The organism is Mesorhizobium sp. M7A.F.Ca.MR.362.00.0.0 (assembly GCF_004023175.1).
In the GTDB taxonomy this organism is placed as follows: domain Bacteria; phylum Pseudomonadota; class Alphaproteobacteria; order Rhizobiales; family Rhizobiaceae; genus Mesorhizobium.
Genome location: NZ_RZTF01000004.1, coordinates 48,563 through 63,682 on the forward strand (window position 1 = coordinate 48,563; position 15,120 = coordinate 63,682).

The 15,120-nt window shown below is 62.2% G+C and carries 18 protein-coding genes and 1 other RNA gene; 8 read left to right on the forward strand and 11 right to left on the reverse strand.

From position 1 onward, the window contains the following. Positions 1-421 (reverse strand): YebC/PmpR family DNA-binding transcriptional regulator (locus EOC06_RS41475; RefSeq protein WP_245469274.1); only part of this gene is annotated, 421 nt, incomplete at its 3' end. 214 nt (positions 422-635) lie between these two features. Further along, positions 636-959, reverse strand: coding sequence for a helix-turn-helix transcriptional regulator (locus tag EOC06_RS01235; protein WP_127399198.1), 324 nt, complete (start codon positions 957-959; stop codon positions 636-638). Between the two features lie 52 nt (positions 960-1,011). Between EOC06_RS01235 and EOC06_RS01240 the strand changes: the two genes are divergently transcribed. The 4 genes from EOC06_RS01240 to EOC06_RS01255 are packed head-to-tail and all read left to right on the forward strand — an operon-like array spanning position 1,012 to position 2,821. Beyond that, entirely contained in the window at positions 1,012-1,494 is a 483-nt protein-coding gene (locus tag EOC06_RS01240; protein WP_127269212.1) for an SRPBCC domain-containing protein, read from the forward strand. A 28-nt stretch (positions 1,495-1,522) separates the two neighbouring features. Continuing rightward, a complete protein-coding gene (locus tag EOC06_RS01245; RefSeq protein ID WP_128306875.1) occupies positions 1,523-1,915 on the forward strand; it encodes a VOC family protein in 393 nt (130 codons plus the stop codon). Positions 1,916-1,964: 49 nt separating this feature from the next. Beyond that, on the forward strand, positions 1,965-2,327 hold the full coding sequence (locus EOC06_RS01250) for a hypothetical protein (protein WP_127269214.1): 363 nt from the start codon (positions 1,965-1,967) through the stop codon (positions 2,325-2,327). Positions 2,328-2,353: 26 nt separating this feature from the next. Continuing rightward, the gene (locus tag EOC06_RS01255; RefSeq protein WP_127269215.1) at positions 2,354-2,821 is read left to right on the forward strand and encodes an SRPBCC family protein; all 468 of its coding nucleotides are present in this window, start codon (positions 2,354-2,356) and stop codon (positions 2,819-2,821) included. Between the two features lie 16 nt (positions 2,822-2,837). On the opposite strand, the gene EOC06_RS01260 is transcribed toward EOC06_RS01255, so the two are convergent. From EOC06_RS01260 to ssrS, 4 genes are all read right to left on the reverse strand, one after another. After that, on the reverse strand, positions 2,838-3,599 hold the full coding sequence (locus tag EOC06_RS01260; protein WP_127269216.1) for a TerC family protein: 762 nt from the start codon (positions 3,597-3,599) through the stop codon (positions 2,838-2,840). A 74-nt stretch (positions 3,600-3,673) separates the two neighbouring features. Continuing rightward, positions 3,674-4,498, reverse strand: coding sequence for a YmdB family metallophosphoesterase (locus EOC06_RS01265; RefSeq protein ID WP_127270387.1), 825 nt, complete (start codon positions 4,496-4,498; stop codon positions 3,674-3,676). Between the two features lie 69 nt (positions 4,499-4,567). Next, positions 4,568-5,155 (reverse strand): 5-formyltetrahydrofolate cyclo-ligase, encoded by a 588-nt coding sequence (locus EOC06_RS01270; RefSeq protein ID WP_127270386.1) that lies wholly within the window; start codon positions 5,153-5,155, stop codon positions 4,568-4,570. Positions 5,156-5,251: 96 nt separating this feature from the next. Further along, positions 5,252-5,407, reverse strand: a non-coding RNA gene (gene ssrS / locus EOC06_RS01275) — 6S RNA. 148 nt (positions 5,408-5,555) lie between these two features. Between ssrS and EOC06_RS01280 the strand changes: the two genes are divergently transcribed. The 4 genes from EOC06_RS01280 (at position 5,556) to msrB (ending at position 8,882) form a co-directional block, all read left to right on the forward strand. Next, positions 5,556-6,395 (forward strand): MoxR family ATPase, encoded by an 840-nt coding sequence (locus tag EOC06_RS01280; protein ID WP_128306876.1) that lies wholly within the window; start codon positions 5,556-5,558, stop codon positions 6,393-6,395. Positions 6,396-6,481: 86 nt separating this feature from the next. Next, positions 6,482-6,928 carry a GNAT family N-acetyltransferase gene (locus EOC06_RS01285; protein WP_127270385.1) on the forward strand — a complete coding sequence of 149 codons (447 nt, stop codon included), beginning with the start codon at positions 6,482-6,484 and terminating at the stop codon, positions 6,926-6,928. A 7-nt stretch (positions 6,929-6,935) separates the two neighbouring features. Further along, complete coding sequence (locus tag EOC06_RS01290; RefSeq protein ID WP_128306877.1) at positions 6,936-8,126, forward strand: VWA domain-containing protein; 1,191 nt, start codon at positions 6,936-6,938, stop codon at positions 8,124-8,126. 351 nt (positions 8,127-8,477) lie between these two features. Further along, positions 8,478-8,882 (forward strand): peptide-methionine (R)-S-oxide reductase MsrB, encoded by a 405-nt coding sequence (gene msrB / locus EOC06_RS01295; RefSeq protein ID WP_127270383.1) that lies wholly within the window; start codon positions 8,478-8,480, stop codon positions 8,880-8,882. Positions 8,883-8,965: 83 nt separating this feature from the next. Here msrB and EOC06_RS01300 read toward each other — a convergent pair whose 3' ends face one another. The 5 genes from EOC06_RS01300 to EOC06_RS01320 form a co-directional block, all read right to left on the reverse strand. Continuing rightward, the gene (locus EOC06_RS01300; protein WP_127270382.1) at positions 8,966-9,277 is read right to left on the reverse strand and encodes a hypothetical protein; all 312 of its coding nucleotides are present in this window, start codon (positions 9,275-9,277) and stop codon (positions 8,966-8,968) included. Between the two features lie 7 nt (positions 9,278-9,284). After that, positions 9,285-9,725 (reverse strand): hypothetical protein, encoded by a 441-nt coding sequence (locus EOC06_RS01305; RefSeq protein WP_128306878.1) that lies wholly within the window; start codon positions 9,723-9,725, stop codon positions 9,285-9,287. 175 nt (positions 9,726-9,900) lie between these two features. Then, positions 9,901-10,161, reverse strand: a complete 261-nt coding sequence (locus tag EOC06_RS01310) for a DUF2312 domain-containing protein (protein ID WP_013529099.1) — start codon at positions 10,159-10,161, stop codon at positions 9,901-9,903. A gap of 157 nt (positions 10,162-10,318) precedes the next feature. After that, positions 10,319-13,777, reverse strand: a complete 3,459-nt coding sequence (gene pyc, locus EOC06_RS01315; protein WP_128306879.1) for a pyruvate carboxylase — start codon at positions 13,775-13,777, stop codon at positions 10,319-10,321. A gap of 284 nt (positions 13,778-14,061) precedes the next feature. Next, on the reverse strand, positions 14,062-15,120 hold a 1,059-nt coding region (locus EOC06_RS01320), incomplete at its 5' end, for a branched-chain amino acid ABC transporter substrate-binding protein (protein WP_245469275.1).

Sequence of the window (15,120 nt, forward strand, 5' to 3'; positions counted from 1 at the left end):
AGTAGATCTCGCCGGCACGGTCCCACATGAACGACACCGAGCCCGTTTCGCCCATCGCGCCGCCGGCCTTGGTGAAGGCGGCGCGCACATTGGATGCCGAACGGTTGCGGTTGTCGGTCAGCGCCTCGACAATGACGGCGACGCCGCCCGGGCCATAGCCCTCGTAGCGCACGGCTTCGTAGTTCTCGGCATCGCCCATCGAGGCCTTGTTGACGGCGCGCTGGATGTTGTCCTTCGGCATCGACACCGCCTTGGCGTTCTGGATCGCCAGGCGCAAGCGCGGGTTCATCGACGGATCGGGCGTCCCGCTTTTGGCGGCGACGGTGATTTCGCGCGCCAGCTTGGAAAACATTTTAGACCGCACCGCATCCTGGCGGCCCTTGCGGTGCATGATGTTCTTGAACTGTGAATGGCCAGCCATGGCACCCCTGTCGTCTTCTCGGCTAGAGCATCCCGAAGCGAAGTGATCTGACCTCGTCTGCCGCAATGCCCGAATTCAAATTTCAGAGCGTCCCAGGTGCAACTCGTGGAAGCACGGCGTTCTCTGTCGGAATGGCCCGGCTTATAGATAAATCGGCTCAATTCGTCCAGCCGCACCACGCATGGGACCCGCCGACATGACCTGCTGCGGCCGCTCACGCCTCGAGGTCCGACTTCAGCCGGTCGATGATGCTGAGGGCATGCCCGGCATACTGGCTGATCCAGCGGTCGTGGATCTGCTTGATCGGCAGCGCGTTGAGATGGTTCCAGCGCTCGCGGCCGTCGCGCCGCGCAACGATCAGGTCGGCCTCCTCCAACACCTTGAGATGCAGCATCACGGTGCAGCGATCGATGTCGGGAAAGGCCTCGCACAGCATGCCGGTCGTCTTCGGCGTGTCCTTCAGCTGATCCAGCATTTCACGCCGGCGCGGATGCGCCAGCGCCTTGAAAACATTGTCGTCTTGCGATTGGCTTGACATGTTATGTTTTTATAACATATTGTTGGGTCGATCAAGGGAAGGAGTTGTGGATATGTCACTTGGATTCAGTGTTTCCGGACGCATCGGCAAGCCGGTCGCCGACGTCTTCGACGCGGTCGTCAATCCGAAGAAACTGAGCGGCTATTTCACCACGATCGGCGGCGCCAGCGCCCCGCTGGAAGCTGGCGCCGGCGTCGTCTGGTGGGGCAAGGTGCCGGTCGAGGTCGACGAAGTGGTCAAGGACAGCCGCATCGTGCTGCGCTGGGATGCCACCGACGCCGACGGCAAGCCGGCCTACAAGACCCGCATCGAGATGAATTTCGAGCCGCTCGACGATGGCGGCACCTTCGTCACCATCGCCGAGAGCGGTTGGCAGGAAGGCGCGGTCGGCCTGAAGAAGTCCTACCTCAATTGCGAGGGCTGGTCGCAGATGCTGGCCTGCATGAAGGCCTATGTCGAATACGGCATCAATTTGCGCGACGGCTACTATCGCAGCGAGATGAGGGGCGAACCCGCCAACGAGACCAATATCTGAGCGACTATAGGGAGGATGGAGATCCGCAATGAAGAAAGTAACGCCATTCCTGATGTTCGAGGGCAAGGCCGAAGAGGCAATGACCCTCTATTGCGAGACCATTCCCGGCAGCAGCGTCCTTGACGTCACACGCTACGGCCCCGGCGAAGACGGCCCGGACGGGACGGTCAAGCTTGCGCGCGTGTCGATCGCCGGCCTGGAAGTCATGATCTTCAATAGCCCCGTCCACCACGCTTTCACCTTCACGCCGTCGGTCTCGCTGTATGTGGACTGTTCCGCCGAGGACGAACTGGACCGGATTGTCGAGACACTGGGCGAGGACGGCGCGTTCCTGATGCCACCGGACAATTACGGCTTCAGCCGCCGTTTCGCATGGCTCAACGACAGGTTCGGGGTCTCCTGGCAGATAAATCTCGCATGACCAGCCTGAGCAAAGGCGACAACAGCCGAACACGACAACGGAGCCAGCTATGACCACGAAAATCACCGGCGGCATCAACATCGCCATGAAGGTACCGCCGCACCAATATGAGGCGACGATCGCCTTCTACCGCGACGTCGTCGGCCTGAAGCCGTTCACAGACAAAGCACCGGCCATCGGCTTCGAGCTTGGCCCCAACCGCCTGTGGATCGATGAGGCGCCGATGATGAGCCAGGCCGAGGTGTGGCTGGAGCTGTTCACCAAGGATTTCCCCATGGCTGCGGATCATTTCGCCAAGGCCGGTGTTGTGCGTTGCGACGCCATTGAGCCCTTGGGCGAGGGCTTCCGCGGCGGCTGGATCACCAACCCTGCCAACATTATTCACATGCTGCGCGAACCGGACGCCTGGTGAGCGCCGAATCCCGAAAGGAGCATCCGATGGACATCCGCGAAAAACCATTCGCCGAAGCCGGCATGCTGATCCGGCGGCCTGTCGCCGATGTATTCGAGGCCATCGTCGATCCGGCCATAACCACGAAATTCTGGTTCACCCATGGCAGCGGCCGGCTGGACAGCGGCAAGCAGGTCCTCTGGGAGTGGCGCATGTACGGCGTCTCGACGACGGTCGACGTCAGCGAGATCGTCGCGAATGAAAAGATCGTCATGCAATGGAGCGATCCGCCAACCACCGTGGTCTGGACATTCACCGAAATGCCTGGCGAGACGACCTTTCTCGAGGTTCGCAATTTTGGCTTCGCCGGGGATGGCGACGAGCAGGTGAAAGAGGCCGTCGGCTCAACCGGCGGCTTCACGCTGGTGCTGGCCGGCGCCAAGGCGTGGCTGGAACAGGGCCTGACGCTCGGCCTGATCGGCGACCGTCACCCGAAGGGCGTGCCAGGACATTAGGTATTCAGGGTCTGCCTCAATGCCCGCCGCCCGACTTCTTACGTCGCCGCGCCAGCATGTTGAGCCCCTCGACCAATGCCGAAAAGCCCATCGCCGCATAGATGTAGCCCTTGGGCACATGGTAGCCCATGCCGTCTGCGATCAGCGTCATGCCGATCATCAGAAGGAAGCCCAGCGCCAGCATGACGATGCTCGGGTTCTTGGCGATGAAGTTGGCCAGCGGCCCGGCCGCCAGCATCATCACGGTGACCGCGACGATCACGGCGATGTACATGATGGCGATCTCGTCGGTCATGCCGACGGCGGTGATGATCGAATCGATCGAGAAGACCAGGTCGAGCAGCAGGATCTGGAAGATCGCGCCGGCAAGGCTGATCTGCAGCGTCTCGCCCATCATCGTATCCTTGTGGTCGTCGGGATCGACGGTGTGATGGATCTCCTTGGTCGCCTTCCAGACCAGGAACAGGCCGCCGGCGATCAGGATCAGGTCGCGCCAGGAAAAACCGTGACCGAAGGCCGTGAACACCGGCGTGGTAAGCTGGACGATGATCGAAATGGTGGCCAGCAGCACCAGCCGCATGATCAGGGCCGCCGAGATGCCGAGCCGGCGGGCACGGGCCCGTTGTGCTTCCGGCAGCTTGTTGGTCAGGATCGAGATGAAGATCAGATTGTCGATGCCGAGCACGACCTCGAGCACAATCAGCGTCAGCAGCGCGACCCAAGCCGTCGGGTCGGAAACAAATTGAAAATGCGGCGCCAGGAATTCGATGAGCTGCATGGAGGTCGTCCCCTCTTTTAACGATCTAGAGCAGTGTCGCCGGCAGTTAGGTATTAAGCGTGCCTATATCAATGTCACGACCAGAAGGACGGTGCGGTTTCCTCCAGCCGTGGCCCGCGACGAAACGGCGCAATCCGCTCGGTCAGCCCTGTGCGGTCTGAAATATCGACGCCGACGCCGCACAAGGTCGCCGGTCCGGTCGCCGCCTCGAAGCGGCCTTTCGGCACCTTCGACAGGAACCGGTTGAGCGGCTCCTCCTTGTCCATGCCGAGCGAGGAATCATAGTCGCCGCACATGCCGGCGTCGGACATATAGCCGGTACCGCCGTTGAGGATCTGGTGATCGCCCGTCGGCTGGTGGGTGTGGGTGCCGATGACGAGGCTGGCGCGGCCGTCGACGAAATGCGCGAAGCACATCTTTTCCGAGGTCGCCTCGGCGTGGAAGTCGATAATCACGGCATCCGCCTGCTCGCCGAGCGGACAGGCGGCAAGCTCGCGTTCGCCGGCCTGGAACGGATCGTCGAGCTCGGGATGCATGAACACCCGGCCCATGATGTTGGCGACCAGCACGCGCGCGCCGCTCCTGGCGATATAGACACCGGAGCCGCGCCCGGGCGTGCCCTTGGGAAAGTTGGAGGGACGCAGGAAGCGCTCTTCGCGCGGCGCGAAGGCGAGCGCATCACGCTGGTCCCAGACATGGTTGCCGGTGGTGACGACATCGGCACCGGCCGCGATCGTCTCGCGAAAGATGTCTTCGGTGATGCCGAAGCCGCCGGCGGCGTTCTCGCCGTTGACGATGACGAAATCGAGTTTGAAGTCGGAGATCAGTCCGGGCAGCTGTTCCCACACCGCCGTGCGTCCTGTCTTTCCAACCATGTCACCGAGGAAGAGAAGTCTCATATGATCCCGCACCGAAGGTCAGCGAAAGCTGCATGACGCCAGTGAAGATCATGCGTCCCTTGTACTTATCTACAATTTTGGCGCGAAGCGGCGCAACCCGCTCTCGGTGAGTATTTCCGCAATGACGACGTCATGTTCCTCATCCGGCACCATTGCCACCTCCTGGCAGTCGAAGGCGATGCCGACCAGCCGCGGCGGCTCTCCCTTGTCGATCAGCTTGGCGATGGCGCGGTCGTAATAGCCGGCACCATAGCCGATGCGATGGCCGCGTGCATCGAAAGCGGCAAGCGGCACCAGCATCACAGAGGGGTCGAGCACCTCGGCTTCCTCGTGAGGGCCGACCGTGCCGAAACCCATCTCGACCATCGGCGCGCCGCGCACCAGTTCGCGAAAGACAATGGTGGTCTTGTCGAGAATGGCCGGCAGGCAAAGCCGCGCGCCCTTTTCGCGCAAGGCAAACATCAGCGGCCGAACGTCGACTTCCGAACGCATCGGCCAGAAGCCGGAAACGATCTGGCCCGGCTCGACATGGAGGTGATCGCGTGCCGTCTCCGCCATTTCAAGCGCGACCTCCACCCGCCAGAACTCATCGAGCGCATCGCGGCGTCCGAGGGCCTCACGGCGAAGCTGCTTTTTCAGGTCTTTGAGAGAGGTCATTCAGCCAAGGTAGAAAAGGTCAGATCTGGATGGAGTTTTGGGAGCGACGTTTTCCACCGCAATCATCCACCGAAATGCGGGACGCGTGGCAATAAGTGACGATCCACACAACCGGTGGAGAGAGCGATCCCGGGAACCTACAAAGTAGGTGGGCGCCGTGTGAGAAAACCCACGGGTCTTCCCAGGGACAGCTCCCTAAGGATCGTTAAGGCCCCGGGGAAAATGTTCTCCTGCCGGGAAGCACAGACCGTCCCGCCCAATATAGGCTGCCGGCCGGCTAAGCGCCAGTGAGACGGGCATATGTTTCCATCAGGGTTCAAGCCCATTCGCCGCGGCCGGCGCACCCTTGCACAGGGTGAGCCGCGTCCTTACGGTTGCCATGACCAACCGAGGAGCAAGAATGCGTTTCGAAGGCACGGCGGCCTATGTCGCCGACAAGGATCTGATGGTGGCAGTCAACGCGGCGATCGCGCTGGAGCGGCCCTTGCTGGTCAAGGGCGAGCCAGGCACCGGCAAGACGGAACTCGCCCGCCAGGTGGCTGCTGCACTCGGCCTCGACCTCATCGAATGGCACGTCAAGTCGACGACGCGGGCGCAGCAGGGCCTGTACGAATATGATGCCGTCTCGCGGCTGCGCGACAGCCAGCTTGGCGACGAGCGCTTCAACGACATCAGGAACTACATCAAGCGCGGCAAGCTCTGGGAGGCGTTCGCCGCCGGCAGGAAGGTCGTGCTTTTGATCGACGAGATCGACAAGGCCGACATCGAATTCCCCAACGACCTCCTGCAGGAACTCGATCGGATGGAGTTCTTCGTCTACGAGACCGGCGAAACCATCCGCGCCGCCGTCAGGCCGATCGTCATCATCACCTCCAACAACGAGAAGGAGTTGCCGGACGCGTTCCTGCGCCGCTGCTTCTTCCACTACATCCGCTTTCCCGACGTCGATACGCTGCACAGAATCGTCGATGTCCACTATCCCGGCATCAAGCAGAACATGGTGCGCGCGGCGCTGACCCAGTTCTACGAAATCCGCGACGTGCCCGGCTTGAAGAAGAAGCCGTCGACCTCCGAGGCGCTCGACTGGATAAGGCTGCTGGTCGCCGACGATATCGCGCCGGAAGATCTGCGCGCCGATCCGAAGAACGCCCTGCCCAAGTTGCATGGCGCATTGCTGAAGAACGAGCAGGACGTGCATTTGTTCGAGCGGCTGGCGTTCATGGCACGAAGGCAGCAATAGGTCAGCAGCAGCGCTTTCCCTCCTGTGGACCGTTGCCCGCAGCCGAACAGGCAGGCAGCCTCGGCCAAACCTTCAGAGGAGATGACATGTCTGAGATTATCGTCCGCCCGCTCGCGCAGTCCGACCACGCCGATTGGCGGCGGCTGTGGACCGACTACCTCACCTTCTATGAGACGAAGCTGCCGGAAGAGGTCTATGCCGTCACCTGGAAGCGGCTGTTCACCGAAGGTGAGTTCGAGCCGAAAGGCTTCATCGCCACGCTGGACGGCAAGGCGGTTGGGCTCACCCACTATCTCTACCACCGCTCAGGCTGGTCGGAAAAAAACAACTGCTATCTGCAGGACCTGTTCGCCGACCCTGACGTGCGCGGCAAGGGCATCGGCGCGGCGCTAATCGAGGCGGTGAGACAGGAAGCCGAAAAAGTCGGCGTCAAGAACGTCTACTGGATGACGCACGAGACCAACACCACCGCGCGCAAACTCTACGACCACGTTGCGCGCCGCACGGGCTTCATCGAGTATGATTTGCTGTAGATAGACAATGTTCATCCCCTTTTTCCTCGAACTGAAGGCCGCGCGTGTTCCCGTTTCGCTCAGGGAATATCTGTCGCTGCTGGAGGGGCTGGAAGCCGGGCTGGTCGACTACGACGTCGAAGGCTTTTATTACCTCGCCCGTGCGGCGTTGGTGAAGGACGAGCGCCATATCGACCGCTTCGACCAGGTGTTTGCCCATGTCTTCAAGGGCATCGAAGCACTGGGCGGGCCGGATGCCGTCGATGTCGCCAATATCCCCGAGGAATGGTTGCGCCGCCTCGCCGAAAAGCACCTGAGCGACGAAGAGAAAAAACTGGTCGAGGCGCTGGGCGGTTTCGAGAAACTGATGGAAACCTTGAAGCAGCGGCTGCAGGAGCAAAAAGGCCGCCACCAGGGCGGCTCGAAATGGATCGGCACCGGCGGCACCTCGCCCTTCGGCGCCTATGGCTACAATCCCGAAGGTGTGCGTATCGGCCAGCATGAAAGCCGCAACCGCCGCGCGGTGAAGGTCTGGGACAGACGTGAGTTCAGGAATTTCGACGATGCCGTCGAACTCGGCACCCGCAACATCAAGATCGCGCTGAAGCGCTTGCGTCGCTGGGTGCGGGAAGGCGCCGAGGAGGAATTCGACCTGCCCGGCACCATCCACGCCACCGCCGAACATGGCTATCTCGACGTGCAGACGCGGCCCGAGCGGCGCAACGCGGTGAAGCTTTTGATGTTCTTCGATGTCGGCGGCTCGATGGACGACCACATCAAGAGCGTCGAGGAGCTGTTCTCGGCCGCCCGCGCCGAATTCCGCCAGCTCGAATATTTTTATTTCCACAACTGCCTCTATGAGGGCGTGTGGAAGGACAATCGCCGCAGGCATGCCGAGGTGATTCCGACCTTCGACCTGCTCCACAAATATGGGCCGGGCTACAAGGTGATCGTTGTCGGGGACGCGTCGATGAGCCCTTATGAGATCGCTCACCCCGGCGGTTCGGTCGAGCACTCCAATCCGGAGGCAGGCAGCGTCTGGCTCGGCCGCCTGCTGCAGCAATGGCCGAACGCGGTATGGCTGAACCCCGAAGACCCCAAGAACTGGGGCTACACCCATTCGATTGCGATGATCCGCGACATCTTCGGCGGCCGCATGTTCCCGCTGACGCTGGCCGGGCTCGAAGGCGCGACCAAGCAGCTTTCAAGGAAGCATTAGTTGTCAGAGGTGCGGAACCATCACCTCAGAGACCATCAATCGTGAAAGTTGGCGCCGCCCCTCACTGTCCTGCCGGACATCTCTCCCCGTAAACGGGGCGAGAGGGCCTGGCCGCAACGCCGGCGCCTTTCTTGCAACGCTGAAAATTGGCGAAATCGCGGACGACAGGGCCCCTCGCCCCGTTTACGGGGAGAGGATGCAGGCAGGCAGGTGAGGGGCGGCGCAGACGCCTGAAGAAGGGGGAATTCAACCTTGGAACGTCAGACACTGGGCAGTCGTGTAACAAATGCCTATCTTGACGCGAATATCCGGTTGCAATCAACAACGAGCCGGCAAGGCTGAGGAGATCACATGGACACCCATACCTACCCTGTAACTCGCACCGACGCCGAATGGCGCGCCCGGCTGACGCCGGAGCAGTATGCCGTCATGCGCGGCCACGGCACCGAACGGCCGGGAAGCTGCGCCTTGCTCTACGAGAAGCGCGCCGGCACCTTTTCCTGCGCCGGCTGCGACCAGCCCTTGTTCGAATCCAAGCTGAAGTTCGAGAGCGGCACCGGCTGGCCGAGCTTCAACGACCCGGTGCCGGGCTCGGTCGAAAACACCGTCGACCGCAGCTACGGCATGGTTCGCACCGAATGTCATTGCGCCCGCTGCGGCAGCCATCTCGGCCATGTCTTCGAGGACGGCCCGCCGCCGACCGGCCTGCGCTATTGCATCAACGGGGTGGCGCTGAAATTCGAGCCTTCGGCCTGAGCCATCCGGGTTCGACACTATGAAAGGGCGGCATCTGTCGCCCTTTTCGTTTAAGTATCCATTGCCCCCCTCTGGGCAGACGATCAGACCACGATCATCGCCACCAGCCACAGCGTAGCGCCCAGCGTCATCATCCAGGCCTTGGCACCGGGTATCTTTTCGGTGGTCCGCCACACCGCCAAGGTCAGGAACAGGCTGTAGGGCACCGACGCGAAATGCACTGCCAGCACAAGCCCGAGCGGCAACTTCAATCCGAGCAGAACGAGCGCCAGCACCGATGCGGCGATGCTGACCGCGGTGCCGACGAGGACAAGGTCGCGCCAGAACAGCCGGTCGAGCGGCACCTGGCCTTGCCAGCGTGAGCGGAAAAAGGAGCCGATACCTTCTGGCAACACCGGATGTCTATCCCTGCCTCAGGACTTCGGTTACCGCGCGCTCGATACGCGAGCATTCGGTCACCAGCCAGTCGGCCATGGCTGGCCAGTTATCCTCGGCATAGCAGTTCACCCGCCACATCGAATTGATGCCGAGGCCCTCGCAACTCTGTTCCGGCCTGAGCTTCAGCCTGGCCTCGATATCGGGCTGGAATGGCTTCAACCGCGACCAGGCCTGCGTGGCGCCGAACTTCTCGTTGCGGCCGAAGAAGACGCCGACCTGGCTCTGCGCCGGCGCGACATACATGGAAAGGACCAAGGCGAAGTCGGGCAGCCCGCGCTGCCAGAACCAGGGTCCGCGCCTCGCCATCGAAGCCGTTTCTTCCGGATGCCGCTCGGCGAACAGCGTCCAGAAGCCGCGCTGGCGGAATTCAGAGGCGCGGCGGGCGCCGAAGTCGAATTCGCTCATGGCTCGATGCTCGCTTCGGCATCATGCTCGGCCCGAGACTGTTTCGAAATTCGCTCTGGCGAGTCATATGGTGGTGGTTTCGAGAACCGGAGCGGAGCGTACTTAAAGTACGCGAGCACCGGAAGCGCAGAAAACGCCAACAGATGGCCGCCAGAGCAGAATTTCCAGACAGTCTCTACACCATACCGAGTGCGGCCTTGTACAGATCGAGGATGGTTTCCTCTTCCTGACGCTCGGCCTGGTCCTTCTTGCGCAGCCGGATGATCGTGCGCATCGCCTTGGTGTCGAAGCCGGTTCCCTTGGCCTCGGCGAACACTTCCTTGATGTCGTCGGAAATGGTCTTCTTCTCTTCCTCAAGCCGCTCTATGCGCTCGATGAAGGCACGCAGCTGGCCGGCGGCAACAGTCTGGCTGGTATCGGTGATATCGTCGGCCATATTTTTCTCCAAAAGAATCGGCTCCGCGACTCGCGGACGACTGCGCCAAAATTTGAGCCGGTTCGATGCCCGACCGGCGGCGGCGGGTCAAGCCGTTATCGAGCAAGCCACAAGGGGCTGCCGCCAGAAGCCGACAGCCAGTCCGTTTTGCGAACTCTTAATTGAAAGCGATCAGCAGATCCTTGGCATCGATCTGGTCGCCTGCCTTGACCAGCACCTCGGCGACCGTGCCGTCGCGCTCGGCATGCAGCGCCGTTTCCATCTTCATCGCTTCGATGGAAAGCAGCACGTCACCGGCCTTCACAGCCTGGCCGGCAGCCACCGAAAGCGACGAGACGACGCCCGGCATCGGCGCGCCGACATGCGCCTCGTTGCCGGGCTCGGCCTTGCGGCGGGCCTTGGCGGCGGACGCGCCATGCGCCCGGTCGGGCACCTTGACACGACGTGGCTGGCCGTTGAGCTCGAAGAACACGGTGACCATGCCCTTCTCGTCGACATCGCCGATGGCCAGGCAGCGCACCACCAGCGTCTTGCCCTTCTCGATGTCGACGAAGATCTCGTCTTCCGGCTTCATGCCGTAGAAATAGGTCGGCGTCGGCAGGACGCTGACCGGCCCATAGGTTTCCTGCGCGCCGGCGAAATCCGTGAACACCTTCGGATACATCAGCCACGAGGCGAATTCGAACTCCGACAGCTTGCGCTCGAGCTTTTCCTCGATTTCCTTGCGGTTGGCCTTGAGGTCGGCTGGCTTGAGCAGCGAACCGGGCCGCACCGTGATCGGCTTGTCGCCCTTCAGCGCCTTCCTCTGCAGCGCCGACGGCCACCCGCCTGGCGACTGGCCAAGATCGCCGCGCAGCATCGAGACGACCGAGTCCGGAAAGGCGATATCCTTGTCCGGGTTTTCGACATCGGCAACGGTCAGGTCCTGGCTGACCATCATCAATGCCATGTCGCCGACGACCTTGGAGGACGGCGTCACCTTGACGATGTCGCCGAACATCAGATTGACGTCGTGATAGGTCTGCGCCACCTCGTGCCAGCGCGTCTCCAGTCCGAGCGAGCGCGCCTGTTCCTTCAGATTGGTGAACTGCCCGCCCGGCATCTCGTGCAGATAGACTTCCGAGGCCGGTCCCTTGAGGTCGCTTTCGAAGGCGGCGTACTGGTTGCGCACCGCTTCCCAGTAGAACGAGATTTTCCTGATCCATTGCGGGTCGAGACCGGGGTCGCGTTCGGTGCCCTTCAGCGCCTCGACCAGCGAGCCAAGGCATGGCTGCGAGGTGTTGCCGGAGAAAGCATCCATCGCCGCGTCTATGGCGTCGACGCCGCTTTCCACCGCCGCCAGCACCGTCGCCGCCGACAGGCCCGACGTGTCGTGGGTGTGGAAATGGATCGGCAGGTCGGTCGCCTCGCGCAGCTCCTTGAACAGCACGCGTGCCGCCGCCGGCTTCAACAGTCCGGCCATGTCCTTGACGGCGATGATGTGGGCGCCGGCCGCCTGCAATTCCCTGGCCAGGCCGACATAGTATTTGAGGTCGTATTTCGCCCGCGCCGGATCGAGGATGTCGCCGGTATAGCAGATCGCCGCTTCGATCAGCTTACCCTCGGCGCCGACCGCATCCATGGCGACGCGCATGTTGTCGACCCAGTTCAGGCAATCGAAGACCCGGAACAGGTCGATGCCACCGCTTGCTGCCTGCTTGACGAAATGCTGCACGACATTGTCGGGATAGTTGGTGTAGCCGACGCCATTGGCGCCGCGCAGCAGCATCTGCAACAGCAGATTGGGCGCCGCCTCGCGCACCAGCGACAGCCGCTCCCACGGATCCTCGGTGAGGAAGCGCATGGCGACGTCGAAGGTGGCGCCACCCCAGCATTCCAGCGATAGAAGCTGCGGCAAGGCGCGCGCATAGGTACCGGCGATGCCGGCAATGTCATGCGTTCGCACACGGGTGGCGAGCAACGACTGGTGGCCATCGCGCATCGTCGTGTCGGTGACCAGCACTTGCCTCTGATCGCGCATCCAGGCGGCGAACTTCTCCGGCCCGAGCACATCCAGCTTCTGCTTGCTGCCGCCGGGCACATTGCCGTTGAGGTAAGGCACCACGGGTGCGGCCGCATCGGCCTTCGGCTGCGGCCGGCCGCGCGTCTCGGGATGGCCGTTGACGCTGACGTCGGCGAGATAGTTGATGAGCTTGGTGGCGCGGTCCTGGCGCTTGACCTGCTGGAACAGTTCCGGCGTCGTGTCGATGAACTTGGTCGTGTAGGAATTGTCGGCGAAGCTCGGATGGTTGATGATCGCTTCGAGGAAAGTCAGGTTGGTGGCGACGCCGCGGATGCGGAACTCGCGCAGCGCCCGGTTCATGCGGGCGATCGTCTCGGCCGGCGTCGGCGCCCACGCCGTCACCTTTTCCAGCAGCGGATCGTAGAAGCGGGTGATGACAGCGCCCGAATAGGCGGTGCCGCCATCGAGGCGGATGCCGAAGCCTGTTGCGCCGCGATAGGCGGTGATGCGGCCGTAATCGGGGATGAAATTGTGTTCGGGATCTTCCGTGGTGATGCGGCACTGCAGCGCGTGGCCGTTCAGCCTTATGTCCTTCTGCGCCGGCACGCCTGATTCCGGTGTGCCGATGGCAAAGCCGTCGAGGATGTGGATCTGCGCCTTGACGATATCGATGCCGGTCACCTGCTCGGTGACGGTGTGCTCGACCTGGATGCGCGGATTGACCTCGATGAAATAGAATTTGCCGGTGTCGGCATCCTGCAGGAACTCGACCGTGCCGGCGCCGATATAACTGGTCTCGCGGGCGATCTTCAGCGCATGGCCGCAAAGCTCCTCGCGCTGCGACATTTCGAGATAGGGCGCCGGCGCCCGCTCGACGACCTTCTGGTTGCGGCGCTGGATCGAACAGTCGCGCTCGAACAGGTGCACCGCATTGCCATGGGTGTCGCCCAGCACCTGCACCTCGACATGGCGGGCGCGTTCGATCAGCTTTTCAAGATAGACCTCGTCCTTGCCGAAGGCGGCTTTCGCCTCGCGCTTGCCCTCGGTGACTTCACGGGCAAGGTCGGCTTCGGCGCGGATGGCGCGCATGCCGCGGCCGCCGCCGCCCCATGACGCCTTCAGCATCACCGGATAGCCGATTCCCTTGGCCAGTTTCTTGACCACCTCCATGTCATCCGGCAACGGATCGGTGGCGGGGATCACCGGCACCCCGACCTCGATGGCGAGATTGCGCGCCGCGACCTTGTTGCCGAGCCGCCGCATTGTGTCCGGCTTCGGCCCGATGAAGGTAATGCCGGCTTCGGCACAGGCGTCGGCGAATTCGGGACTTTCCGACAACAATCCGTAGCCGGGATGAATAGCATCGGCACCCGACAGCCTGGCGACGCGGATCACCTCCTCGATCGACAGATAGCTTTCGATCGGCCCCATGTCCCGGGTCAGATGCGGCCCGCGTCCGACCTGGTAGCTCTCGTCGGCCTTGAAGCGATGCAGGGAGTATTTGTCTTCCTCGGCCCAGATCGCCACGGTTTTGAGGCCGAGTTCGTTGGCCGCGCGAAAAACGCGAATGGCGATTTCGGACCGGTTGGCGACGAGGATCTTCGTGATGGCCAAGGACTGGGCTCCAGCAACGGAAGGAAGAGAAATCGGCGCAATGATTAGCGTGAAAATGCTGCAGTGCAAACAAAATTGACGTGCGTTTAAACCGATTGAAATGGAATCATTGCGCCAGAAGCCCTTCGCATTCATCCGAACAGCAAGAAAAGCGCCGGCTTTGCAGTTAGCGCACGATCATTCACCGGCTAAGAACCCGGCTCTATCGGCCGCCCCCCGTGATGGCAAAAGAAAATGCCCGGCGCGAGCGCCGGGCATCGTACGTGATCTGGAGACTGACGAGCTTACATCTTCTGGATGTAGGTGTACTTGCCGTCGTCGCCCTTCTTCCATTCGTACATGACGTAGCCGGGCAGCGTCGGGTCGCCCTTGGCGTCATAGGACAGGTCGCCGAGCACGGTCTTGAACGGGCCGTTTTCATGCAGCGCCTTGGCAACTGCCTGCGGATCGTTCGACTTGGCAGCGGTGGCTGCCGCGGCGATCGCCTGCATGGCTGCGTAGGAGTAGAGCGTGTAGGCTTCCGGTTCGAAACCCTGCGCGCGGAACTTCTCGACGAGTTCCTTGTTGGCGGGGATCAGGCGCGGATCCGGACCGAACGTGTTGAGCGTGCCCGCAACCGCGTCGCCCGCGATCGAAGCCAACTCGTTCGACACGATGCCGTCGCCGGAGACCAGCGTCGCCTTGAGGCCCTGGTCGGCGGCCTGGCGGATGATCAGGCCGGCTTCGGTGTGCAGGCCGCCCCAATAGATGATGGAAACGCCGGCTTCCTTCATCTTGGCGATCAGCGCCGAGAAGTCCTTGTCGCCGACATTGATGCCTTCGTACATGACTTCCGTCAGGCCCTTGGCATTCATCGCCTTCTTGGTTTCGTCGGCAAGGCCCTGACCGTAGGTGGTCTTGTCGTGCACGACGGCGATCTTGGCATCCTTGAAGTTGGCGGCCAGATAAGCGCCAGCAATGCTGCCCTGCTGGTCATCGCGTCCGCAGGTGCGGAACACGTTCCACAGGCCGCGTTCGGTGAACTGCGGGTTGGTTGCGGCCGGCGTCACTTCGACGATGCCGTTCTCGGCATAGACTTCCGAGGCCGGGATCGAGACGCCGGAGTTGAAGTGACCGACCACGAACTTGACGCCGTCGCCGACGAACTTGTTGGCGACCGAGATGCCCTGCTTCGGATCGGAAACGTCGTCGCCGACTTCGAGCTTGATCTGCTCGCCATTGATGCCGCCAGCCGCATTGATGTCGGCGACAGCAGCTTCGGCACCCTTCTGCAACTGCGCGCCGAAGGCGGCATTCGGACCGGTGATCGGGCCAGCGACGCCGACCATTACGTCAGCCCACGC

Coding starts and splice junctions, on each gene's coding strand:
- EOC06_RS01310 (WP_013529099.1), bottom strand. CDS start 10,161: ATGGCCGACGATATCACCGATACCAGCCAGACTGTTGCCGCCGGCCAG.
- EOC06_RS01255 (WP_127269215.1), top strand. CDS start 2,354: ATGGACATCCGCGAAAAACCATTCGCCGAAGCCGGCATGCTGATCCGG.
- EOC06_RS01235 (WP_127399198.1), bottom strand. CDS start 959: ATGTCAAGCCAATCGCAAGACGACAATGTTTTCAAGGCGCTGGCGCAT.
- EOC06_RS01250 (WP_127269214.1), top strand. CDS start 1,965: ATGACCACGAAAATCACCGGCGGCATCAACATCGCCATGAAGGTACCG.
- msrB (WP_127270383.1), top strand. CDS start 8,478: ATGGACACCCATACCTACCCTGTAACTCGCACCGACGCCGAATGGCGC.
- EOC06_RS01270 (WP_127270386.1), bottom strand. CDS start 5,155: ATGACCTCTCTCAAAGACCTGAAAAAGCAGCTTCGCCGTGAGGCCCTC.
- EOC06_RS01240 (WP_127269212.1), top strand. CDS start 1,012: ATGTCACTTGGATTCAGTGTTTCCGGACGCATCGGCAAGCCGGTCGCC.
- EOC06_RS01290 (WP_128306877.1), top strand. CDS start 6,936: ATGTTCATCCCCTTTTTCCTCGAACTGAAGGCCGCGCGTGTTCCCGTT.
- EOC06_RS01245 (WP_128306875.1), top strand. CDS start 1,523: ATGAAGAAAGTAACGCCATTCCTGATGTTCGAGGGCAAGGCCGAAGAG.
- EOC06_RS01280 (WP_128306876.1), top strand. CDS start 5,556: ATGCGTTTCGAAGGCACGGCGGCCTATGTCGCCGACAAGGATCTGATG.
- EOC06_RS01260 (WP_127269216.1), bottom strand. CDS start 3,599: ATGCAGCTCATCGAATTCCTGGCGCCGCATTTTCAATTTGTTTCCGAC.
- EOC06_RS01285 (WP_127270385.1), top strand. CDS start 6,482: ATGTCTGAGATTATCGTCCGCCCGCTCGCGCAGTCCGACCACGCCGAT.
- EOC06_RS01305 (WP_128306878.1), bottom strand. CDS start 9,725: ATGAGCGAATTCGACTTCGGCGCCCGCCGCGCCTCTGAATTCCGCCAG.
- EOC06_RS01265 (WP_127270387.1), bottom strand. CDS start 4,498: ATGAGACTTCTCTTCCTCGGTGACATGGTTGGAAAGACAGGACGCACG.